This is a genomic window from Arthrobacter sp. BF1 (assembly GCF_056680215.1).
This window is the reverse complement of the sequence record NZ_CM155271.1, coordinates 4,111,648-4,132,559: the sequence shown is the minus strand read 5'-3', so window position 1 is coordinate 4,132,559 and position 20,912 is coordinate 4,111,648. Positions and strand designations below refer to the sequence as shown.

At 65.1% G+C, this 20,912-nt stretch carries 19 protein-coding genes; 12 read left to right on the top strand and 7 right to left on the bottom strand.

Annotation, left to right across the window (positions count from 1 at the left end; all coding sequences use genetic code 11):
* Positions 1–9: 9 nt before the first annotated feature.
* Complete coding sequence (locus AC1MCD_RS19405; protein ID WP_498674403.1) at positions 10–792, top strand: alpha/beta fold hydrolase; 783 nt, start codon at positions 10–12, stop codon at positions 790–792.
* Positions 793–855: 63 nt separating this feature from the next.
* Here the strand turns inward: AC1MCD_RS19405 and AC1MCD_RS19400 are convergent, their stop codons facing one another.
* Positions 856–1,134 carry an HPr family phosphocarrier protein gene (locus AC1MCD_RS19400; RefSeq protein WP_498674402.1) on the bottom strand — a complete coding sequence of 93 codons (279 nt, stop codon included), beginning with the start codon at positions 1,132–1,134 and terminating at the stop codon, positions 856–858.
* A gap of 58 nt (positions 1,135–1,192) precedes the next feature.
* On the bottom strand, positions 1,193–2,878 hold the full coding sequence (gene ptsP, locus AC1MCD_RS19395; protein WP_498674400.1) for a phosphoenolpyruvate--protein phosphotransferase: 1,686 nt from the start codon (positions 2,876–2,878) through the stop codon (positions 1,193–1,195).
* 161 nt (positions 2,879–3,039) lie between these two features.
* On the opposite strand from ptsP, the gene AC1MCD_RS19390 reads away from it, so the two are divergent.
* From AC1MCD_RS19390 to AC1MCD_RS19360, 7 genes are all read left to right on the top strand, one after another.
* Positions 3,040–3,768, top strand: a complete 729-nt coding sequence (locus tag AC1MCD_RS19390; protein WP_498674398.1) for a TetR/AcrR family transcriptional regulator — start codon at positions 3,040–3,042, stop codon at positions 3,766–3,768.
* A gap of 49 nt (positions 3,769–3,817) precedes the next feature.
* A complete protein-coding gene (locus tag AC1MCD_RS19385) occupies positions 3,818–5,890 on the top strand; it encodes a PTS mannitol transporter subunit IICBA (RefSeq protein ID WP_498674396.1) in 2,073 nt (690 codons plus the stop codon).
* Positions 5,890–7,053: a mannitol-1-phosphate 5-dehydrogenase gene (locus tag AC1MCD_RS19380; protein WP_498674395.1), complete on the top strand. Its 1,164-nt coding sequence runs from the start codon at positions 5,890–5,892 to the stop codon at positions 7,051–7,053. The genes AC1MCD_RS19385 and AC1MCD_RS19380 overlap by 1 nt, the downstream gene beginning before the upstream one ends.
* A 270-nt stretch (positions 7,054–7,323) precedes the next feature.
* Positions 7,324–8,274: a siderophore ABC transporter substrate-binding protein gene (locus AC1MCD_RS19375; protein WP_498674394.1), complete on the top strand. Its 951-nt coding sequence runs from the start codon at positions 7,324–7,326 to the stop codon at positions 8,272–8,274.
* A gap of 40 nt (positions 8,275–8,314) precedes the next feature.
* On the top strand, positions 8,315–9,322 hold the full coding sequence (locus AC1MCD_RS19370; RefSeq protein ID WP_498674393.1) for an ABC transporter permease: 1,008 nt from the start codon (positions 8,315–8,317) through the stop codon (positions 9,320–9,322).
* Entirely contained in the window at positions 9,315–10,355 is a 1,041-nt protein-coding gene (locus tag AC1MCD_RS19365) for an iron chelate uptake ABC transporter family permease subunit (RefSeq protein ID WP_498674389.1), read from the top strand. The genes AC1MCD_RS19370 and AC1MCD_RS19365 overlap by 8 nt, the downstream gene beginning before the upstream one ends.
* Positions 10,352–11,110: an iron ABC transporter ATP-binding protein gene (locus AC1MCD_RS19360; RefSeq protein ID WP_498674388.1), complete on the top strand. Its 759-nt coding sequence runs from the start codon at positions 10,352–10,354 to the stop codon at positions 11,108–11,110. The genes AC1MCD_RS19365 and AC1MCD_RS19360 overlap by 4 nt, the downstream gene beginning before the upstream one ends.
* A gap of 149 nt (positions 11,111–11,259) precedes the next feature.
* Here the strand turns inward: AC1MCD_RS19360 and AC1MCD_RS19355 are convergent, their stop codons facing one another.
* Entirely contained in the window at positions 11,260–11,559 is a 300-nt protein-coding gene (locus AC1MCD_RS19355) for a hypothetical protein (protein ID WP_498674386.1), read from the bottom strand.
* A gap of 217 nt (positions 11,560–11,776) precedes the next feature.
* Complete coding sequence (locus AC1MCD_RS19350; RefSeq protein ID WP_498674385.1) at positions 11,777–13,249, bottom strand: amino acid permease; 1,473 nt, start codon at positions 13,247–13,249, stop codon at positions 11,777–11,779.
* Between the two features lie 95 nt (positions 13,250–13,344).
* Here AC1MCD_RS19350 and AC1MCD_RS19345 point away from each other — a divergent pair, with 95 nt between their 5' ends.
* A complete protein-coding gene (locus AC1MCD_RS19345; RefSeq protein WP_498674383.1) occupies positions 13,345–13,896 on the top strand; it encodes a GNAT family N-acetyltransferase in 552 nt (183 codons plus the stop codon).
* A gap of 129 nt (positions 13,897–14,025) precedes the next feature.
* Positions 14,026–14,322 (top strand): hypothetical protein, encoded by a 297-nt coding sequence (locus tag AC1MCD_RS19340; RefSeq protein ID WP_498674380.1) that lies wholly within the window; start codon positions 14,026–14,028, stop codon positions 14,320–14,322.
* A gap of 129 nt (positions 14,323–14,451) precedes the next feature.
* Here AC1MCD_RS19340 and AC1MCD_RS19335 read toward each other — a convergent pair whose 3' ends face one another.
* The 3 genes from AC1MCD_RS19335 to rraA all read right to left on the bottom strand — a co-directional run bounded on the left by AC1MCD_RS19335 (position 14,452) and on the right by rraA (position 18,441).
* Positions 14,452–15,891, bottom strand: a complete 1,440-nt coding sequence (locus AC1MCD_RS19335) for a sugar porter family MFS transporter (RefSeq protein ID WP_498674378.1) — start codon at positions 15,889–15,891, stop codon at positions 14,452–14,454.
* A 216-nt stretch (positions 15,892–16,107) separates the two neighbouring features.
* Positions 16,108–17,769, bottom strand: coding sequence for an MDR family MFS transporter (locus AC1MCD_RS19330; protein ID WP_498674376.1), 1,662 nt, complete (start codon positions 17,767–17,769; stop codon positions 16,108–16,110).
* A gap of 177 nt (positions 17,770–17,946) precedes the next feature.
* The gene (gene rraA / locus AC1MCD_RS19325) at positions 17,947–18,441 is read right to left on the bottom strand and encodes a ribonuclease E activity regulator RraA (protein ID WP_498674374.1); all 495 of its coding nucleotides are present in this window, start codon (positions 18,439–18,441) and stop codon (positions 17,947–17,949) included.
* 131 nt (positions 18,442–18,572) lie between these two features.
* Here rraA and AC1MCD_RS19320 point away from each other — a divergent pair, with 131 nt between their 5' ends.
* Together AC1MCD_RS19320 and AC1MCD_RS19315 are read left to right on the top strand one after the other, a co-directional pair.
* Positions 18,573–19,928: an MFS transporter gene (locus AC1MCD_RS19320; protein WP_498674372.1), complete on the top strand. Its 1,356-nt coding sequence runs from the start codon at positions 18,573–18,575 to the stop codon at positions 19,926–19,928.
* A gap of 101 nt (positions 19,929–20,029) precedes the next feature.
* Entirely contained in the window at positions 20,030–20,638 is a 609-nt protein-coding gene (locus AC1MCD_RS19315; protein ID WP_498674369.1) for a TetR/AcrR family transcriptional regulator, read from the top strand.
* Positions 20,639–20,912: the final 274 nt, after the last annotated feature.

Here is a 20,912-nt window from a genome sequence, read left to right as displayed (position 1 = left end):
GCTCGCTGGGTGAAACTTACTGGTGGGCTGGATATCGAAGCTGGCGGTCTGGCCGGCCGGCTCTATTCTTCCGTGGCGCCTCACGCCGACGCACCCCGCCGGACCTTTGTCCTGCTGCACGGGATCGGTGTTTCCCACCGTTACCTCGCGCGCCTGCACCAGGAGCTGGCACTGACGGCCGACGTCCACTCCTTTGACCTCCCGGGCTTCGGTGATGCGCCCCGGCCCACGCGCCAGGTGCCGGTGTGTGAGTACGCAGCCTTTGTCAGTGCCGCGCTTTCTGACGCCGGCGTGACGTCCTGCGTGGTGATCGGTCACTCCATGGGGACCCAGCATGCCGTTGAACTTTCGCTGCAGGAACCCGGACTCGTAGCCGGAGTGGTACTGATGGGCCCGGTGGTGGACCCCCGCCGCAAGTCGGTTGCGCGGCAGGCGCTGGCATTGACCCGCGACGCCATGTTCAGCGAGAGCCTGTCCGCGAATGCCATCGTCTTTTCCGATTACTTCCGGGCGGGCCCCCGCTGGTATCTCACCGAGTTGCCCGTGATGATGCAGTACCCACTGGAGGCGCGGATACCCGGCGTCAGTCAGCCGGTGCTTGTACTGCGTGGCGGCAGGGACCCCGTGGCCGGCCGCGACTGGTGCCGGCGGCTCGCAGCCCAGGCGCCCCAGGGAAGCCTCGCCGAAATCCCGGGCCAGGGCCACGTTTTTCAGCACACCGCCACCGGACCGGCCGCCGCAGCGATCACCAGCTGGGCCAGGGCCGTGGACGGCTTCGGCATCCCCGCCTGACACGCGCTGCCCGACGCTCACCGCCTGAGGTGAGCGCCGGCGTCGTACTCTTTCCGGCGCGATCTATTCGGCGTCGAGGTCCGTTTCCAGGAGCTTCACCAGCGAATCCAGCGCCGTATCGGCGCCGTCACCTTCTGCCCGGAGCACCACGACGTCGCCCTTCGCCGCGCCGAGCGTCATCAGGGACAGGATGCTGGAAGCGTCCAGCGCCTCGTCTGCCGGCTCGCCCTGCATGGCAATGGTGACTTCCACTCCCACGTCCCCGGCCGCCTCGGCGAAGAGCGCGGCGGGGCGAGCGTGCAGGCCGGAGCGGCTGGCGATGGTGGCAATGCGTTCGGGCATGGTTCCTCCTGGTTAGTGCTGGGCGGTGGTTGGCAACGGCGCGGTGCCGGAGCGCTGTTTAGAGCCCGAGCTCTTCGAGCACGGGAAGCTTCTCCCGCACCCAGGCGCGGGCCTCGGTGGCGCTCGGCGCGGACAGCGCCAGCTTGGCCAGTTCCTGCGCCTCGGCGAGGGTGACCGTCTTCAGGACGGCCGCCACCGCGGCGAGGGACCGTGCCGTCATGGACAGCGTGTTGACCCCAAGCCCGGTAAGGACGACGGCGAGGGCTGGGTCAGCGGCAGCCTCACCGCAGACGCCCACGGGCTTGTTGTTGCCTTCCGCGCGGGAGCCTTCCACGGTGAGTCCCACCAAACGAAGGACGGCCGGCTGCCACGGGGTGTTCAGGCTGGCAAGCGGGCCAAGCTGGCGGTCCGCGGCCATGGCGTACTGAGTGAGATCGTTGGTGCCAAGGCTCGCGAAAGCCACCTCACGAAGGATGGCTTCGGCGGTGAGCGCGGCAGACGGAACCTCCACCATGACGCCGGGAGTCTTGATGCCCGCGTCTGCGCACATGGCGGCAAAGCGGGCTGCCTCTTCGGCCGTGGAGATCATGGGGGCCATGACCCACACATCTGCTTCGGACTGCTTCTCCGCCAGCGCGATTGCCTCCAGCTGGCGGTCCAGGACACCGGGGGTGGTGAAGTCGGTGCGGTAGCCGCGGACGCCGAGCGCCGGGTTGGGCTCGGTGGCGTCGGTCAGGAAGGGGAGCGGCTTGTCGGCGCCGGCATCCAGCGTGCGCAGGACCACCTTTTTGCCCGGGAAGGCGTCAAAGACGCTCTTGTAGGCAGCGGCCTGCTCTTCCACGCTGGGTTCGGTGTCCCGTTCCAGGAAGCAGAACTCGGTGCGGAAGAGCCCCACGCCCTGTGCTCCCAGCTTCGCGGCAGCTGCCGCGTCCTTGCCGCCGCCGACGTTGGCGAGCAGCGGCACCAGGTGACCGTCCGCCGTCGTGCCCGTGCCGGTGAACTCGGACAGCAGGGAGGCCGTGGCGGCCCAGGCATCTGCGGCAGCACGGAAGGAGTCGTCAGGTTCTGAGGTGACAGTTCCGGCGGCGCCGTCCACAAATACTTCGGTGCCGTCCGCCAGTTCGTCCACGCCTACTGCGGCAACGACCGCCGGAAGGCCCAGGGAGCGGGCGATGATGGCGGTGTGGGACTGCGGGCCGCCGCCGGCGGTGACGAGTGCAAGGACCTTGTTCGGATCCAGGGTGGCGGTGTCGGCCGGCGCCAGGTCCTCCGCCACCAGCACGAAGGGTGTGTTGGAGGAGGGGATGCCGGGAGCGGGCACGCCCCGGAGTTCGGCAACGATGCGGGCGCGGACGTCCAGGACGTCGGTGGCGCGTTCAGCCATGTAGCCGCCGAGGTTGTGGAGCATTTCCGAAACCGAGGAGCCGGACTCCCAGATGGCGCGCTCGCTTGAGGTGCCGCGGGCCACAAGCTTGGCGGCTCCCTTGATCAGCATGGTGTCCTTGGCCATCAGCGCCGTGGCTTCCAGGACCGCTTTGCCGTCACCGGTGGCGTGGGCGGCGCGGGCCTTCAGTTCGTCGTGCACGGCCTGGGACGCGGCCTTCAGGGCTGCGGTGGCGTCTTCGGCGGAAGTTCCGGCCGCCAGCTGTTCGCCTGCGGGGGGTTCGCTGATCGGTTTAGGCATCTGCCGGACGGTTCCGATGATGCGGCCGGGGCTGACGCCTACTCCTGAAAAGGTCTGCACTGAAGGTCCTCATTCTCTGCCGGTAGCCAGGCGCGCCCCGGAACAGCCCCGGCGCCATGCCGGGGTGCCGCGACTACTGCGTGCGGCGGTGGAAACGTGCCTGAAAAAATTGTATGTGATTCAGTTCATATAGCAATGCTATAGGTGATAGGGTAGCGGCTATGAGTTTGGATGGCCAGCTTCCTCCCAAAATGCGACTGTTGCGAGCAGCAGCCGAATTGCTGGCAAATTCAGCCGGAGCAGCCGTTTCCACCCGCCAGATCACGCAGCTGGCAGGGGTCACGGCGCCCACCCTGTACCACCACTTCGGTGACAAGGAAGGTCTCTTCGACGCCGTTGTTGCCGCAGGTTTTGAAGAGTATGTTGCGGGCGAAAGAGATTTCGCCCCGTCCGGGCATCCGTTGGAGGATATCCGGCGGATGTGGGACAACCACGTCCTGTTCGGGCTCAAGCAGCCGGAACTCTACTTGGTGATGTTCGGCAATATCCGCCCCGAAAGCCGCCCCGCCATCGTTGCCGATGCCGAGGCGCTGCTGGAGGAAATGCTGACCAAGGCAGCGGCTGCGGGCCAACTGAATGTCCAGCCACGGGAGGCAGCCAGGTCCATCCTGGCCGCCAACGTGGGCGTGACGCTCATGCTGATAGCGGAGCCCGCCGCCGAACGGAACCTTGAACTGTCCACCATGACCCGGGACGCCATGATTTTTGCGGTGTCCACGGAGCAGGCCGCAGGAACACCCCCCGAAAACTCCGGGAGGTCCTCGGTGGTGGTGGCGGCGATCGCCTTGAATGCCGCACTCCAGGCGTCGCACTCAGATCAGCTTTCAAGCTCGGAACTCAAATTGTTCCTCGAATGGCTCCACCGGATCTCCACCAGCACGTCGTCGTAAATATCGGACCCATCCTGCGCAGCAGCAGGAATGACGGTTAGGAAATCACATGGCAACAGAGACAGTTGCAAAACCCCGCGCCAGCGTGCGGGTCGGCGTCCAGAAGTTCGGGACGTTCCTGTCCGGAATGATCATGCCCAACATCGGGGCATTCATCGCCTGGGGCCTCATCACCGCCCTCTTCATCGAGAAGGGCTGGATTCCGGTCCCCGGGCTGGGAGGCTTCGGCGAGACCGACGGGAAGCCGAACATTGGCCTCGTTGGGCCGATGATCACCTACCTGCTGCCACTCCTGATCGCTTACACCGGCGGCCGGATGGTCTACGACGTCCGCGGCGGCGTGGTGGGTGCCATTGGCACCATGGGCGTTATTGTGGGCGCCGGCATCCCGATGTTCATCGGTGCCATGATCATGGGCCCCCTCGGCGGCTGGACCATGAAGAAGATCGACTCCCTGTGGGATGGCAAGATCCGCCCCGGCTTCGAAATGCTGGTGAACAACTTCTCCGCCGGCATTTGGGGTGGCCTGCTGGCCATGCTGGGCTTCTACGGCATCTCCCCGCTGGTGCAGGCCTTCAGCACGGGTGCCGGAAATGTGGTGCAGTTCCTGGTCAACAACGGACTGCTCCCGCTCACCAGCATCTTTATCGAGCCGGCCAAGGTGCTGTTCCTGAACAACGCCATCAACCATGGCGTGCTGACCCCGCTGGGCATCCAGCAGTCGCTCGAACAGGGCAAGTCCATCCTGTTCCTGCTTGAGGCAAACCCCGGCCCCGGCCTGGGCATCCTGCTGGCGTACACGTTCTTCGGCAAAGGTGTGGCCAAGGCTTCGGCTCCCGGCGCGGCCCTCATCCACTTCGTGGGCGGCATTCACGAAATCTACTTCCCGTACGTCCTGATGCGCCCGCTGCTGATTCTGGCCGCGATCGCTGGCGGAATGACCGGTATTGCCACCTTGGCCATCACCGGCTCCGGGCTTGTTGCGCCGGCAGCCCCTGGCTCGATCCTCGCCGTGCTCGCCCAGACATCCCGTGACAGCTACGTCGGGGTGATCCTAGCGGTGATTCTTGCCACCACGGTTTCCTTCCTGGTGGCCTCCGTGATCCTGAAGACCACCAAGCACAGCGACGAGACTGACCTCACCGACGCAACGGCCAAGATGGAGGGCATGAAGGGCAAGAAGAGCTCCGTCTCCTCGGTCCTGACGGGTGCGGGCGCAGGTGCCGGCGTCGGCACGGCCGTGCTGGCCGGTCCCGTACGGAACATTGTGTTCGCGTGCGACGCCGGCATGGGCTCCAGTGCCATGGGCGCCTCGGTGCTGCGGAACAAGATCAAGGCTGCCGGGTTCCCGGAGGTCAAGGTCACGAACGCGGCGATCGCCAATCTCAGCGACACCTACGACGTTGTGATCACCCATCAGGACCTCACCGAGCGGGCCAAGCCGGCCACCTCGAGCGCGGTGCACTTCTCCGTGGACAACTTCATGAACAGCCCCCGCTACGACGAGATCGTGGAGCTGGTCAAGGAAAGCAACGCACCGGAAGCAGCGGGTAGCGGTGCCACAGCCGGAGCAGCCGGAGCAGCTGGCGCGGGCGCCGCCGCTGCGGGCCATGGAGCACACGTGGCCGACGCCCCGGTTGACGCAACACTTGCCGCTGACAGCGGTACTGCACCAGCCGCCGTCGCGCCTTCCGAAATCCTGGTGGCCGACAGCGTCATTCTCAACGGCCGCGCAACCAGCCGCGACGCCGCCATTGACGAAGCGGGCCGGCTCCTGATGGACCGCGGCGCCGTGGACGAGGACTACATCGCCGCGATGCACGAACGTGAAGAGTCCGTTTCCACCTACATGGGCAGCTTCCTGGCCATCCCGCACGGCACCAACGCCGCCAAGGACCACATCATGAAGTCCGCTGTCTCCGTCATCCGCTACCCCGACGGAATCGACTGGAACGGCAAACAGGTCAAATTCGTGGTGGGCGTGGCCGGCATCAACAACGAGCATCTCCAGATCCTGTCCTCCATCGCCAAGGTCTTCACCAACAAGGCCCAGGTGGCCCAGCTGGAGGCCGCGACGTCCGTCGAAGAAGTCCTGGACCTGTTCGGAAAGGTCAACGCATAGTGAAGGCCGTACATTTTGGCGCCGGAAACATCGGCCGCGGGTTTGTGGGGCTGCTGCTGCACCAGGCCGGGTATGAGCTGGTGTTCGCAGACGTTGCGGAGGCGCTCATTGATCAGCTGGCGGCAGCGGACAGCTACAACGTCAACGAGGTGGGGGAGAACCCCACAGTCCGGATGGTGGACAACTTCCGGGCGTTGAATTCAGCCACCCAGGAAGCGGAACTGGTGCGGGAAATCGCGACGGCGGATATCGTCACCACCGCTGTGGGTCCGCACATCCTGAAGTTCGTGGCGCCCGCCATCACCAAGGGCATCGCCGCGCGCGAGGCCGGGCTGGCGCCGTTGCAGGTCATGGCCTGTGAGAACGCCATCAACGCCACAGACACCCTGCGGACCGAAGTGGCCGCGCTCTGGGACGACGCCGCCGGCTCACTGGACTCCATGGCGGTCTTTGCGAACACCGCCGTGGACCGGATCGTGCCTAACCAGGAACCCGGTCAGGGCCTGGATGTCACGGTGGAGACGTTCTACGAGTGGGTCATCGACCGGAGCGCCTTCGGCGACGCGGCGCCGGTGATTCCGGGTGCCACGTTCGTGGACGACCTCTCGCCCTACATCGAACGGAAGCTCTTTACCGTAAACACCGGACACGCGTCCGCGGCGTACCTTGGGTTCGAGGCAGGCCTGGAGAAGATCTCCGATGCCATGGCCGACCAGGACGTTGCAGAGGACGTCCGGGCGGTATTGGAGGAAACCAAGCAGCTGCTCGTGGCCAAGCACGGCTTCAACAACGAGGAGCAGGAAGCCTACGTCCAGAAGATCCTGGTCCGGTTCTCCAACCCGCACCTGCCGGACACTGTGACCCGCGTGGGCCGCGCGCCGATGCGGAAACTCAGCCGGCACGAGCGGTTCATCGGGCCGGCTGCTGAGTTGGCCGAGCGCGGGATTATGCCGGAGGCCCTGCTGGGCGCCATTGCCGCGGCCCTCCGCTTCAACGACCCCGCCGATGCCGAGGCCACCGAACTTGCGCAGATCCTGGCGTCCTCATCGCCTGCGGATGCCACCGCCAGGATCACCGGGCTGGCGCCCGAGCACCCGCTGTTCGCGCCAGTGTCCACGTTGGTGGAGGAGCGCCAGGCGGAAGGGGCAAAGGCCCCGGCCTAAACGCCCCAGCCCCCACCCCACCCGGAACGCCCTCTCACTTAATGCGGGTTTTTCGGCAACCCTCTCGCAGCTAACGCGGGTCCTTGGGGAACCCTCTCGCACCAAACTACGACGCCGGCACTCACCCGAGTGCCGGCCTCGTGCGTTGTGATCCCTCTCACAATTTGTCAACTAGTGGCTTTACGTTTTGAAGTTAGCCTTACCTTACTTATAAAGTGCAGGGACATTAGGCAACAAACACGTGACGTTATTAGCGGAGTGGAGATTGACGTGAACAAAAAGCTTTCGAGCTACCTGGGGGCACTGGCTGCGGGAGTTGCGCTTCTGACGATGACTGCGTGCGGCGGAACCGCCACGGCAACTCCCGCCTCCGAGGGCACCGCCAGCATCACGGTGGAACACGCCCAGGGCAGCACTGCCAACGTGCCGGTCAATCCGGAAAAGGTTTTCACGTTCGACCTCGGCGTCCTGGACACCCTTGATGCGCTCGGCGTGGAGCCTGCCGGCGTTCCCGAGGCCAGCTACCCCGCGTCGCTCGCCAAGTATGTGGACGCGAAGTTCGAGAAAATCGGCTCGCTGAAGGAACCCGATTTCGAAGCCGTGAGCGCCGGCGCCCCGGACCTGATCATCATCTCGGGCCGCACCGCGGGCGCCTACGAGGAACTGAGCAAGATCGCCCCCACCATCGACCTGTCCATCGATGCCGCGAACCCGATGGAAAGCTTCAAGGACCAGACCAAGAAGCTGGGCACCATCTTCAACAAAACAGCGGACGTGGACGCGAAGCTGGCGGGGGTTGACGCCACCATCGCCGCAACCAAGGCCAAGGCCGCTGATGCCGGCAAGGGCCTCATCGTCCTGACCTCCGGCGGCGAGGTAACCGCCTACGGCGCCGGCTCCCGCTTCGGCATCATCCACGACGTGCTGGGCGTGCCCACCGCGGCCGACGTCAAGGCCGAGGGCAGCCACGGCGAGTCAGTGTCCTTCGAATACATCAAGCAGGTCAACCCCGATCTGCTTTACGTTATCAACCGCGACACCGCCATCGGCTCCGAAGCCGCCGCCGCCAACCCGGTGCTGGACAACGAACTGGTCAAGTCGACCAACGCCGCGAAAAACAACAAAATCATCAGCCTGGACCCCGCCGCCTGGTACACCGTGGGCTACGGACTGAACAACGTCCAGGCAATGGTTGAAGCTGTTGCCGATTCGGTGGCCTGAGTCCTCCACAACGACCGAACACTTAGAGACTGACCAAGCATTGACAGCGACAGCCACGCGGACCAGCGCGCCCGTGAGCCGCAGCAGGTCCCGCGAGTACGCGGGGCTGGCTGCGGCTGCCGCCGTGGTGCTGGCCCTCGCCACCGTCAGCATGTTCGTTGGGGTCAGTGACGTGTCCTTGCCCGGGCTGCTGGCAGGTGACCCGGCCGCCGTCGAGATTTTCTGGGTATCCCGCGTCCCCCGCACACTGGCCGTGATCCTCGCTGGAATGTCGGTGGCCGTGGCGGGTCTGATCATGCAGCTGATGGCCCGGAACCGTTTTGTAGAGCCCTCCACCGTGGGCACCGTCGAATCCGCCACGCTGGGCATCCTGGTGGTCACCGTTCTTATCCCGACGGCGCCGATCCTCCTTCGAATGGGCGTCGCCAGTGTTTTCGCCGTCTTAGGCACGGCGCTGTTCCTGGCCATCCTGCGGCGCCTGCCCACCCGGAACACCCTCCTGATCCCGCTGGTGGGCATCATGCTGGGCGGGGTCATTGGCGCCGTCACCACCTTCTTCGCCTACCGCTACGACTTGCTGCAGACCCTGAGTAACTGGATGATCGGGGATTTCTCCGGGGTGCTCCGCGGGCGCTATGAGCTGCTGTGGATTGTGGCCGCCCTGATGCTCGTGGGGCTGCTGGCCGCCGACCGGTTCACCGTGGCCGGCATGGGGGAGGACTTCACCACCAACCTCGGCCTCAACTACAACCGCACCATGCGGCTGGGACTGGTCATCGTCTCGCTGATCTCCGCAGTGGTGGTGACCACCGTGGGCGCAGTGCCTTTCCTCGGCCTGGTGGTGACCAATATCGTCTCCCTCCTGTTCGGTGACAACCTGCGCCGCGCCGTGCCCTGGACTGCACTTTTCGGGGCAGGATTTGTGCTGGTCTGCGACATCATCGGCCGGACCATCCGCTACCCCTACGAGGTTCCCGTGGGCATGGTGATGGCAGTGGTGGGCGCCATCCTGTTCCTCGTCCTGGTCCTGAGGAAACGCAATGCCTGAACCCGCCGCATCCACGCTTGATACGTCCACCCCGAAACCCGCCGCGCTCAAGCCGCTCGCACGCCTGCGGGCCGGCATCCGGAACGCCCCGCCAAAGCTGGTGATCGGCATCCTGCTCGCCGCCACCATCGCCGCCGTCGCCTTCTTCCTGTTCAGCGACCTCAAAGGCAACGTGGGCTACGTGCTGCCGCGGCGGGCCCTGAAGGTAGCCGCGATGCTGCTGGTGGCCGTGGCGGTGGGTGTTTCCACGCTGCTCTTCCAGACCGTCACCGCCAACAGGATCCTGACGCCGTCCATCATGGGCTTCGATTCGCTCTACATCCTGGTGCAGACGGCGCTCGTGTTCACCGTGAGTGCCGCGGCAGTGACCGCTGCGCCGCCCACCGTGCAGTTCGGCGTCGAAGTTGTCCTGATGGTGGCCTTTAGCGCCCTGCTGTACCGCTGGATGTTCACCGGCGCCACCCGGTCCCTGCACCTTTTGCTGCTCGTGGGCATCATCCTGGGCAGCCTGTTCCGGGGGTTCTCGTCGCTGCTGCAGCGGCTGATGGAGCCTAGCGAGTTCATCATCCTGCAGGACCTCTTCTTTGCAAGCTTCAACAACGTGGATCCTGCCCTGCTGGGCGTCTCCGCGGTGGTCATTGCCGGCGTCTGTGTGGGTGTGTGGCGTGCCCGGCACACGCTGGACGTCCTGGCTCTGGGCCGCGAACTGGCGATCAACGTGGGGGTGGATCACCGCCGCGTGGTCATGCGGATCCTGCTGGCCTGTTCGCTGCTGGTGGCCGTGTCCACCGCCCTCGTGGGGCCCGTGACTTTTTTCGGACTGCTGGTGGTCAGCCTCGGTTACCAGCTCTGCCGCGGCTTCAACCACGCCCGGCTGCTCCCCATCGTGGTGCTGATCGGTGCCGTGGCCCTGGTGGGCGGGCAGCTGATCCTGGAACGGGTCTTCGGCTTCGCCACCGCGCTGAGCGTGGTCATCGAGTTCGCCGGCGGCATCCTTTTCCTCTACCTCCTGCTGAAAGGCTCGCTGAAATGATTGACGTCCGGAACGTCTCCAAGAGTTATGGCGGCCAGCAGGTCCTCGACGACGTCACTTGCGTGATTCCCCGCGGCGGCATCACGTCCATCATCGGGCCCAACGGCGCCGGCAAGTCCACGCTGCTGTCGCTGATCAGCCGGCTCCAGCCGCTGGAAACCGGCGCCGTGACGGTTGCCGGGCTGGATATCGCGGCGACGCCCAGCCGAGACCTGGCCCGGACCATGGCGATCCTCCGCCAGGAAAACCACTTGACCATGCGGCTGACAGTCCGCGACCTGGTGGCGTTCGGCCGGTTCCCGCATTCGGGCGGCCGCCCCACCGTGGAGGACCTTGCCAAGGTAGAGGAGGCCATCGCGCACCTGGACCTGAGCGCCATGGCGGACAAGTTCGTGGACGAGCTCTCCGGGGGCCAGCGGCAGCGCGCCTACATCGCCATGGTCCTGGCGCAGGACACCGAATACCTGCTCCTGGACGAGCCGCTGAACAACCTGGACATGAAGCACTCGGTGGAGATGATGCGGCTGCTGCGCCGGCTGGCCGACGAGCTGGGCAAAACCATCGTTCTGGTGGTCCACGACATCAACTTCGCGTCCTGCTACTCGGACACTATCCTCGCCATGAAGAACGGCCGCCTTATCCACCAGGGGAGCCCTGCGCAGATCATGCAGGCCGCCATGCTGCACGACGTCTACGACATCGACATCCGGATCGAGGAGATCGACGGCAACCGCATCGGCGTCTACTTCGCCTGACCCAAACGCTCTCTCACTTAACGCGGGTTTTTCGGCAACGCTCTCGCACCTGATGTGCGTTTGCGGAAACGCCCTCGCACTTAAACGCGCGACGGCGGCACTTCCCCTGAGTGCCGACGTCGGGCGTCTTACGGGGCTGAAGCGGCCGCCTACTCTGTTGGCGGCGGAGCGTCGATTAGTGCGTGCGTCCTCGGCGGCAGTGCCGTATCAAGATGGCGCATGACCAGCGACGCAGCGATCAGGGCGGCAGAAAACGGCAGGAAGAACAACGTGACGAGCTGGAAAAGGGTCTGGAAGACTATGCCCAGCGCCTGTGAGTAGGCCGGTCCAAACATCAGCGACTGCATGATTTGGGGAGCCAGGATGACCGAGAACGCACCGATGGCACCCACGATAATTCCTGCCCGCAGAGTTTTCCTTGGCAATCCAGAGACCACGTTCTGATCCATTCCAGGCCCTCCCCCATTGAGTGACTTGTGCCAACGCCGGCTCCTCAGCCAAACACGGGCCGGGCCGGATCACAAGGACCGCGTGCGCCAGAAACGGCAAACCCTCTCCCGCCAGTCGGTGGGAGAGGGTTTGCCGAAAACCCACATTAAGTGAGAGAGCGTTGCCCGAAAACCCACACTAAGTGAGAGAGCGTCCGGGGTGGGGGTAGGGGTATGGTCAGGCGGGCTGGTTGGCGGCGGCGGAGGTTTCGGCGTCGGCCATTGCCTTCCACTCGGCCACCCGGGCCTGGTGCAGCGGCGTCCTCCGGACCATGGCGTACGCCACGCCGAGTACTGCGAACCAGACCGGGGTCACCAGCAGCGCCGTCAGCGTGTCCGGCTGTGTTGTGAGCGCCCAGAGCAGGAAGGCGAAGAACGCGAAGACAACCCACACCATCGGAATCCCGCCGGGCATCTTGAACGCGGATGACTTGGCCAGTTCCGGCCGGCGCCTCCGGAACGCCAGGTAGCTGGCCAGGATGATGGACCACACGAACATGAAGCAGACGGCGGAGACGGTGGTGACCATGTCGAACGCCACGCCAACGTCCTTGCCCGCGTAGAGCAGGGCTACGCCGGCGAGCAGAAGCACACAGGACAGGAACAGGGCGTTCTGCGGAACCTTGCGGCTGGAAAGGCGGCCGAAAAGCTTGGGGGCGTCGCCGTCCTGGGCCAGCCCGAACACCATGCGCGAGGTGGAGTAGATCCCCGAGTTGGCGGAGGACATCGCGGACGTCAGCACCACCAGGTTGACCACCATCGCGGCCATGCCCAACCCGGCGAGGGAGAACATGCCGATGAAGGGGCTGTGGCCGGCCTGGAACTCGGTCCACGGTGTGACGGACATCAGGATGATGAGGGCGCCTACGTAGAAGAGCATCACGCGCAGGGGAATGGCGTTGATTGCGCGGGGAAGGTTGTGCTCCGGGTTCTTGGTTTCGGCTGCGGCGGTGCCTACGAGCTCAATACCCACGAACGCGAAGACGGCGATCTGGAAGCCGGCCACGAAGCCCATGAACTCCTTGGGGAAGAACCCGCCATGGCTCCACAGGTTGGTGAAGCTCGCTGTGCCGGCGTTGGAGGTGAAGCCGGTGAAGATCATCACCAGGCCAACGACGATCAGGGCCACGATGGCAACGATCTTGATGAGGGCGAACCAGAACTCCGTCTCACCAAACGCTTTGACGGTGGGCAGGTTGAGCAGCAGCAGGATCACGATGGTGGCGACGCCGGGGATCCACAGCTGGACGCCGGGCCACAGTTCGTTGGCGTAGCCGGCTATGGCAATCACGTCGGCGACTCCCGTCACCACCCAGCAGAACCAGTAGGTCCAGCCGGTGAAAAAGCCGGCCCAGGGGCCCAGCAGATCGCCGGCGAAGTCGCTGAAGGACTTGTAGTTCAGGTTGGACAGCAGCAGTTGGCCCATGGCGCGCATGACGAAAAACAGCATGAAGCCGATGATCATGTACACAAAGATCACGGAGGGGCCGGCCACGGAAATGGTCTTGCCGGAGCCCATGAACAGGCCGGTGCCAATCGCACCGCCGATGGCCAGGAGCTGGATGTGCCGGTTGCTCAGCGAACGTGAAAGGTGGGGCTCGCTGTCCCGGCTGGAGGCAGTTCTCTGCCCCGTGGTTGTCTGGTCAGACATGTGCAAAATCCTTCGAGTGGTCCGCCGGTAAGGGTGACGGCGGTTACAAAATCAGCTTTACCACCGTACACCGGCGGCTGTGGAATGCTGGCGGCGTGACCCGGAACCCAGATGCGCCCACCTTTTTGCTGACCGCCGACGTCGACGGCGGGACCTTCCGCCTCCGCCTCGCCTCACCCGCGGACCTGCCCGCCATTGTTGCCCTGCTGGCAGATGATGCCATGGGCACCACCCGTGAACAGGGCCAGGACATGAGGCCGTACGAGCAGGCCTTCGCAGCGATCGATGCAGACCCGTCCCATCTGCTGGTCGTCGGGGAGTTGGTGCCGGCCGGTGCGGTTGCGCACGGGACAATTGCACCCGGCACCGTGGAAGGTCCCGTGGTGGCCACGTTCCAGCTGAGTTTCCTGCCAGGCATCTCCCGGCAGGGGGCTTGGCGCTCGCAGATTGAGGCCGTTCGCGTTGATGCGAACCTCCGCGGCCAAGGCATCGGGAACCTGATCGTGCGGTGGGCAATCGACGAGTCCCGGCGTCGTGGTTGCACGCTGATGCAGCTGACCACGCACAAGTCGCGCACGGCCGCCCACCGGTTCTACGAGCGCCTGGGCTTTGATGCGAGCCACGAGGGCATGAAGCTCACGCTCTGACCGGGGCGGAATACGGCCCGGCGGCTCTCGCCGCCTCTTGACGCTTTGGGGCGCCCGGCGTAGACAAGGCCCTATCTATCCATTCGCAGTCCGCCCTTGTGGGTGGGCCTGCACGACAAGGGAGTCGTTATGGCGGTCGCAATAGTCATGGAGTTCGAGGGCACGAGTCTTGAACAGTATGACCAGGTCAACAGGTTGATGGGGCTCACCCCGGGCGGAGCCGGGCCGGAGGGATCCATCTCGCATTGGGCCACGATGACGGACAAAGGCCTGCAGGTCACGGACGTCTGGGAGAGTCGTGAGAAGTTCGATGCCTTTGCCCGGGACAAGATGGGCCCGCTCACGGCGGAGGCCGGTTTTGCCGGTCCGCCGAAGATGACTTTCCACGAGGTGCACAACTACTTCACCGTCGGCAACGGCGCCTGAAACAGTCCGACGGCGCGTGGTTGCCTCAGCAGCCACGCGCCGCTGCGCGTCAAGTGAGAGAGCGTCGCCAAAAAACGCGCATTAAGTGAGAGAGCGTCGGAGGGGGCCCGGGGGAGGGGGATGGGGGCGCTAGGCCTTCTTGGAACCCTTGGGCACAAACAGCGTCTCGGCCTGCTCGAGGGACATCCCGTTGGTCTCCGGCACCTTGAACATCACAAAGAAGAAGGACGCCGCGGCGAACAGCGCGTACATGGCGTAGGTCAGGGGCAGCGACGCGGCCGCCATGACGGGGAAGCTGAGGGTGATGGCAAAGTTGGCCACCCACTGCGCGGCGGCGGCCAGGCCAAGGGCGCGGGCGCGGATCCGGGACGGGAAAATCTCGCCCAGCAGGACCCACACCAAGGGTCCCCAGGAGGCGCCGAAGCTGACCACAAAAACGTTGGCGGCCACGAGGGCAACCGGACCCCAGGCCCCGGGGAGTGAGATCTCCGAGCCGGAACCCACGGCCGAGGAGAAGGCCAGCGCCATGGTGCCCAGCGAAACCGCCATACCAATGGACCCGGCGAGGAGAATGGGCCGGCGGCCAATCCGGTCCACCAGGGCGATGGCCACCAGGGTAACCAGGATGTTGGTGATGGAGGTGGCCACGGAAATGGTGAGTGAGTCCTTCTCCTGGAAACCCACGGCCTTCCACAGGGTGGTGGAGTAGTAAAAAATCACGTTGATGCCCACGAACTGCTGCAGGACAGAGAGGATGATGCCCACCCAGACCACGGCCTGCAGGCCGAACGTCTTGCCGCGCAGTGAACCTTTCTGGCCGGCCACCTTGTCCTCTTCGATGGCATCCTGGATCTCGCGGATGTGCCGGTCAGTGTCCTCGGACGGGGCAATGGAGTCGAAGACTTTGCGGGCTTCGTCCTCCTTGCCCTGGAACACCAGGAACCGCGGGGACTCGGGGAGCGTGTAGGCGATCACGCCGTAAACGACGGCAGGAACAGCGGCAGCGAGGAACATCCAGCGCCAGGCTTCCATGCCCAGCCAGAGCGCCTGGTCCGCGCCGCCGGCACTGGTGGCAAAGAGCGCATCGGACAGCAGTGCGGCGAAGATACCCGTGGTGATGGCCAGCTGCTGCAGCGAGGCCAGCCTGCCCCGGACCTGCCGCGGGGAAATCTCGGAAATGTAGGCCGGCGCGATCACCGATGCCAGGCCGATGCCCAGGCCGCCCACCAGGCGCCAGAAGATCAGGTCCCAGATTCCGAACGCGAAGCCCGTCCCGATCGCGCTGATCAGGAAGAGCAAAGCGCCGATCTTCATCGCGGGGATGCGGCCGTAGCGGTCAGCGACCTTGCCGGCCAGGAAAGCGCCGGCGGCGCAGCCCAGCAGGGCGATGGCCACTGCGAAGCCGGTGACGGCCTCGGAGAGGGCGAACTCATCCTTGATGGCATCAACGGCGCCGTTCACCACGGAGGAGTCGAAGCCGAACAGGAAGCCGCCCACCGCCCCTGCGAGTGCCAGCCAGATCACCCGCTGCGGTATTTTGGCGGTTGTCTGCTCCTGGGCGGTGGGCATGATGCTCCCTGGGTTTGGGGGTGGGTGGCTGCGGTGCGGACGTCGTCGGCTGCGGTACCGGCTCGGATGACCGGCGCACGCGCGCTAAACAGTGTGGCACGCCACCGCCCAACGTTCCACTCAGAAACCCCCGCGGGGGCACACAAAAGACGACGACGGCGGGCGGCCCGCCGTCGTCGTCTTCAGTTCCGGAACCGCGCACTCAGCGCACCGGACTCAGTGGGCTGCCACCGCAGCTGCGTCTGCCCGCGGGGCCGCTTTCGGGTCCGTCAGCTTCTTGTTCGGCAGCGCGAAGCTGATGAGGAAAGCGATGCCCGTAAGAACGGCTGCGGTGATCATAACGGCGTCGATCGCGTAGGCGAAGCCCTCAGTGATGGGACGGGTGAGCACGCTGTTGGCCGTGTGCAACCAGCTGGTGTCGTTCAGCGAGTCGTTCGACGCGCCGTTCTGGAAGAACTCGTACAGCTTGGCGTTGGCCGGGTCCGCCGCCACAGCCGGGTCCTTGAGAACGGCCTGGTAGTCGGCGCTGGACATGGCCGACTTCATGCTGTCCGCAATCCGGCTTGCCGCAAGGCTGAACAACATGGAGATGAACACGGCAGTACCCACCGCACCGCCCATGGACCGGAAGAACGCTGCGGACGAGGTGCCCACGCCCATGTCCTTCGGCGGCACGGAAACCTGCATGGCCAAGGTAAGGGGCTGCATGCAGAAACCCAGTCCCATGCCAAAGAACACCGCGATCACGCCCGGAACCCAGAGGCCGGTGTCCACCCCGAGGGACAGGCCCATCGTCACGGCGGCAACGGTAAGAATGCCCGTGCCCATGATGGGGAAGATCCGGTACGTGCCCGACGCCGAGATGGTGCGTCCGGCGGTAATGGAACCTGTCAGGATGCCCACGGTGAAGGTGATCATCATGAGCCCCGCCTCGGTGGGCGTCAGTCCCTTGACCAGCTGCAGGTACATCGGAAGCATGGCGATAGCACCGAACATCCCAATGCCGATGATGAAGTTCAGCAGCGAGGACAGCCCGAACGTGGTGTTCCGGAAGAGCCGGAGCGGGATAAGGGCGTAGTCCCCGGCGCGCTTTTCGGCCAGCAGGAACCAGATGATGCCCGCAACGCCCAGTCCGTAGCAGAGGAAGGAGTTCAGGGATGCCCAGCCCCAGCTGCGGCCCTGTTCGGCAACCAGCAGCAGCGGCACAATGGCGAGCGTGATGGCCGCCGCACCCCAGTAGTCGATCTTCTGCTTCACGTGTTTGGCCGGCAGGTGCAGGAACAGGAACACCACGGTCAGGGCAGCCAGCCCAATGGGCAGGTTGATGAAGAATACCCAGCGCCAGCCGTCAAAGCCGAGGATGTTGGCGGAGCCGGCGAACGCGCCGCCCACCACGGGGCCAAGAACTGAGGAGATGCCGAACACCGACATGAAATAGCCCTGGTATTTGGCCCGGTCCTTCAGGGACACAATGTCGCCGATGATGGTCAGCGCGAGGGCCAGCAGACCGCCCGCGCCGAGGCCCTGCACGCCGCGGGCGATGGCCAGTTCCGTCATCGAGTGCACCGAGCCCGCGTACAGCGAACCGGCCAGGAAAATCACGATGGCGGTCAGGTACAGCGGGCGGCGGCCGAAGATGTCGCTCAGCTTGCCGTAGAGCGGTGTGCTGACGGTGGACGTGATCAGGTACGCCGTAGTGGCCCACGCCTGCAGGGACAGCCCGTCGAGGTCGTTGGCGATGGTGTAGATCGAGGTGGACACGATGGTCTGGTCAAGGGAGGCCAGGAACATGCCCAGCATCAGACCCACCATCACGGTGACGACCTGACGCTGGGTCAGGGTTTCGCCGGCGGCACGCACAGCGGAAGTTTTGGACATGGCTTCTCCAGGGAAGGAAATGGGTGATTAAGCTTGATAGTTGCTTTCAGTAACTATGTTACTTCCCTGATTGTTCCCGGGAGCCCGATATTTCCTGTCCGGGCGAATCCATCGGCGAGATCTCCGCGCTAAGCCGGCGCCACAGCGCCGAGATCTCGCCTCTCGAGGCAGGCGCGCTTAACGCTCCACGAGGATGCCGTCCGGATCGCACCAGACGGTGACGCCGGAACGGAACGTCACGCCGTCGATCACCACATCCACATCAACCTCGCCGGCGCTCGCCTTGGCGCTCTTGCGCGGATTGCTGCCCAGCGCCTTGACGCCGAGGTCCAGCCCCGCGATCGCCTCACGGTCGCGGATGGCGCCGTTGATGACGACGCCGGCCCACCCGCTGGCGACGGCGCTCTCGGCGATCATGTCCCCCATCAGGGCGGTGCCCAGGGAGCCGCCGCCGTCCACCACCAGGACCGCACCGTTGCCCGGCGTGGCCAGGGTGGACTTCACCAGGCCGTTGTCCTGGAAGCAACGGATGGTCCGGACCGGTCCGCTGAAGTGGGAACGCCCGCCCAAGGACTGGAACTGCAGGGACACGGAGGCGAGTTCGTCGCCGCGTTCGTCGTACAGGTCGGCTGTGTTGACCGTGTGGTTGGGGCTCGGTGCGGGTGCGTTCATTGCATCTCCAAATGTCCGGTGTGTCATGTGCGGGACGCCCCGCTGCCGCGTACGACATATGACAAGCGGGGAGATGAAGCCCACGATAGTCTGATTTTCAGCATCACCAACCGTTCCAGGGGGAACCTGCCATGAGCCTGCCCGACACACCCGCTGTACCGGATCCAGGCACAGCTTCGGATCCCGGCCCGGCGTTGGATCCAAGAACTGAGTTGGATCCCAGCCCCGCAGCGGACCGGGCTACAGCGGAAAGTCCGACGGCGGCGCTCGCCGAGCCGACGCAGAAGGTCACCGCGCGCTGGGTGACCGGGCTGGTGCTGGTGAACGTTGGCATCAACGCCGCGTTCTTCGGGCCCATCAATATCTTCATCGCCCAGCAGGCCATTGGCATCGACGAGGCCAACAAGGAAGCCATCGCTTCCCTTGTACTTGGGTGCGGCGCCGCCGTATCCCTGGTGGCCAATCCGCTCTTCGGGGCGCTGTCCGACCGGACAGTCTCGGGTTTCGGCCGGCGTTCCCCCTGGGTCCTGGCCGGTGCAATCCTGGCCACGGCAGCGTTGCTGGCGATGTCCGGAGCCACCGCCGTTGCCCTCATGGTCCTGTTCTGGTGCCTGGTCCAGCTGGGCGCCAACGCCGCCTATGCCGCCATCACCGCCGCCATCCCGGACCGGGTGCCGGTGCTGCAGCGCGGCGGGGTGGGGGGACTGGCGGCCTTGGGCCAGACGGCGGGCATCCTCCTGGGCGCAGTCTTCGGGGCGGTTGTCTCGGGAAACTTCATGGTGGGGTACACGATGTGTGCGGCCGCCCTGCTGTTCTCCGTGGCGCCGTACCTGTTCCACCGGAATGACCCGCCGCTGCCCAGGGAGCTCCGGCCGCCGTTCTCGTGGGGCAGCTTCCTCCGTGGCTTCTGGATCAGCCCGGCCCGCCACCCGGACTTCGCCTGGGCCTGGCTCACCCGCTTCCTGGTCAACGTCTGCAACCAGCTGACCATTGTGTACCTGATCTTTTTCCTCGGAGACGTCCTCAAGCTTGAGAACCCGGCGCTGGGAGTTCTGATCCTGACCGGCATTTATGCGGTGTTGGTGATGGTTACTGCGGTGATTGCGGGGCCGTGGAGCGACCGGGTGGGCAAGCGCAAGCCCTTCGTGATCGCCTCCTCCGCCATGATCGCCATGGCAGGCCTCACGATGGCGTTCTTCCCCGTGTGGACCGGCGCCCTGGTGGGGGCCGGCATCCTGGGTATCGGCTTCGGCGCCTACCAGGCCGTTGATTTTGCGCTGCTGACGCAGGTGCTGCCGCAGGCCGCGGACCGTGGCAAGGATATGGGGGTCATTAACGTGGCCGCCTCGCTGCCGCAGGTGTTCGCGACCGGCCTCGCTTTCCTCGCGGTGACGCACTTCGGCGGGTACGTCACGCTGTTCATTACGGCCGCCGTGATCGGCCTGCTCGGCGCCGTGTTCGTGGTCAAGATCAAGGGCGTGGACTAAGCCGCCAACGCCGCGTGCCGTATAGTTGAGGCGGACTGCAAGGCGGCCGGGATGGGGATCGGACCGCCGCTGCACCGTAAATTCTCTACCCCGGAATGCTGATGCCCGAGACCCTTCCCGACCATCCGCCCATGGCCGCCCGGCCCTCCACCCCACGCCAGAGGCTGCGCTATGCACGCGTCCTCGAATCCGCCGGAGGGTTTGCCCGCAAGGGGCTGGAATCCGTAGACCTCGCGGAAATCTCGGAAAAGTCCGGTGTCCCCCTGGGTACCGTGTACCGGTATTTCCCCTCGCCTACCCACCTCATGCTGTCCCTGTACCGCCAGCAGCTGGATGAGCTACAGGCGAGGGTGCGCACCTCGGCTGCCAGCTTCGGGGGGCGGGCCCTCACGGGCGTGGTCATGGAGATTTTCCATATGCGGGTCATGCAGCCGGCGGTCGAACAGTGCCTGACCCGCGGCGTGTACCTCAAGGGCCTGGACACCACCGATCTCCTGCAGGAGATCGACGACCTGAGCGAAAGGGCGGTAGCCGCCGCTTCCGACGACACCGTGGCGGCCCGGGTGCTCCTGCTGACGGTCACTGGTCTGGTCCAGTCCGTCCGCAACCGCCGCCTGTCCCTGTTCGAGGCCGAAGAGGACCTGAAGAAGGCCTGCACCCTGCTCGCCCCGGTAACGCCGAACGCGCGGGCCGCCCACAGATCGGCGTAACTGGTCTAGACCAATGATCGACTAAATACGTCTTTATGGCGTGATGTGGATCACCTTTAAGCGTCCTAAATCGATTTAGCTCGTCGGCAACAACCGTGTGCGGCCGTTTTCGCCATGGACGCTGTTTACTATGGCAATACCGGAGTGGCTGGCAACCCGCAGCTGCAAGGACTTCACCCCGGACCCGTCACCCTTGGGTCCGCGAAGTGCCGAACCCCACCATCTTGAGCCTCCCTGCGCTTGAGCCATTCTGCGCCGTGAGCCCACGGCTAGC

Bases quoted from the DNA above. Each gene is read 5' to 3' on its own strand.
- AC1MCD_RS19365 (WP_498674389.1), top strand. From the start codon at position 9,315: ATGCCTGAACCCGCCGCATCCACGCTTGATACGTCCACCCCGAAACCC.
- AC1MCD_RS19355 (WP_498674386.1), bottom strand. From the start codon at position 11,559: ATGGATCAGAACGTGGTCTCTGGATTGCCAAGGAAAACTCTGCGGGCA.
- AC1MCD_RS19400 (WP_498674402.1), bottom strand. From the start codon at position 1,134: ATGCCCGAACGCATTGCCACCATCGCCAGCCGCTCCGGCCTGCACGCT.
- rraA (WP_498674374.1), bottom strand. From the start codon at position 18,441: ATGAACGCACCCGCACCGAGCCCCAACCACACGGTCAACACAGCCGAC.
- AC1MCD_RS19330 (WP_498674376.1), bottom strand. From the start codon at position 17,769: ATGTCCAAAACTTCCGCTGTGCGTGCCGCCGGCGAAACCCTGACCCAG.
- AC1MCD_RS19335 (WP_498674378.1), bottom strand. From the start codon at position 15,891: ATGCCCACCGCCCAGGAGCAGACAACCGCCAAAATACCGCAGCGGGTG.
- AC1MCD_RS19350 (WP_498674385.1), bottom strand. From the start codon at position 13,249: ATGTCTGACCAGACAACCACGGGGCAGAGAACTGCCTCCAGCCGGGAC.
- AC1MCD_RS19320 (WP_498674372.1), top strand. From the start codon at position 18,573: ATGAGCCTGCCCGACACACCCGCTGTACCGGATCCAGGCACAGCTTCG.
- AC1MCD_RS19390 (WP_498674398.1), top strand. From the start codon at position 3,040: ATGAGTTTGGATGGCCAGCTTCCTCCCAAAATGCGACTGTTGCGAGCA.
- AC1MCD_RS19360 (WP_498674388.1), top strand. From the start codon at position 10,352: ATGATTGACGTCCGGAACGTCTCCAAGAGTTATGGCGGCCAGCAGGTC.
- AC1MCD_RS19340 (WP_498674380.1), top strand. From the start codon at position 14,026: ATGGCGGTCGCAATAGTCATGGAGTTCGAGGGCACGAGTCTTGAACAG.
- AC1MCD_RS19315 (WP_498674369.1), top strand. From the start codon at position 20,030: ATGCCCGAGACCCTTCCCGACCATCCGCCCATGGCCGCCCGGCCCTCC.
- AC1MCD_RS19385 (WP_498674396.1), top strand. From the start codon at position 3,818: ATGGCAACAGAGACAGTTGCAAAACCCCGCGCCAGCGTGCGGGTCGGC.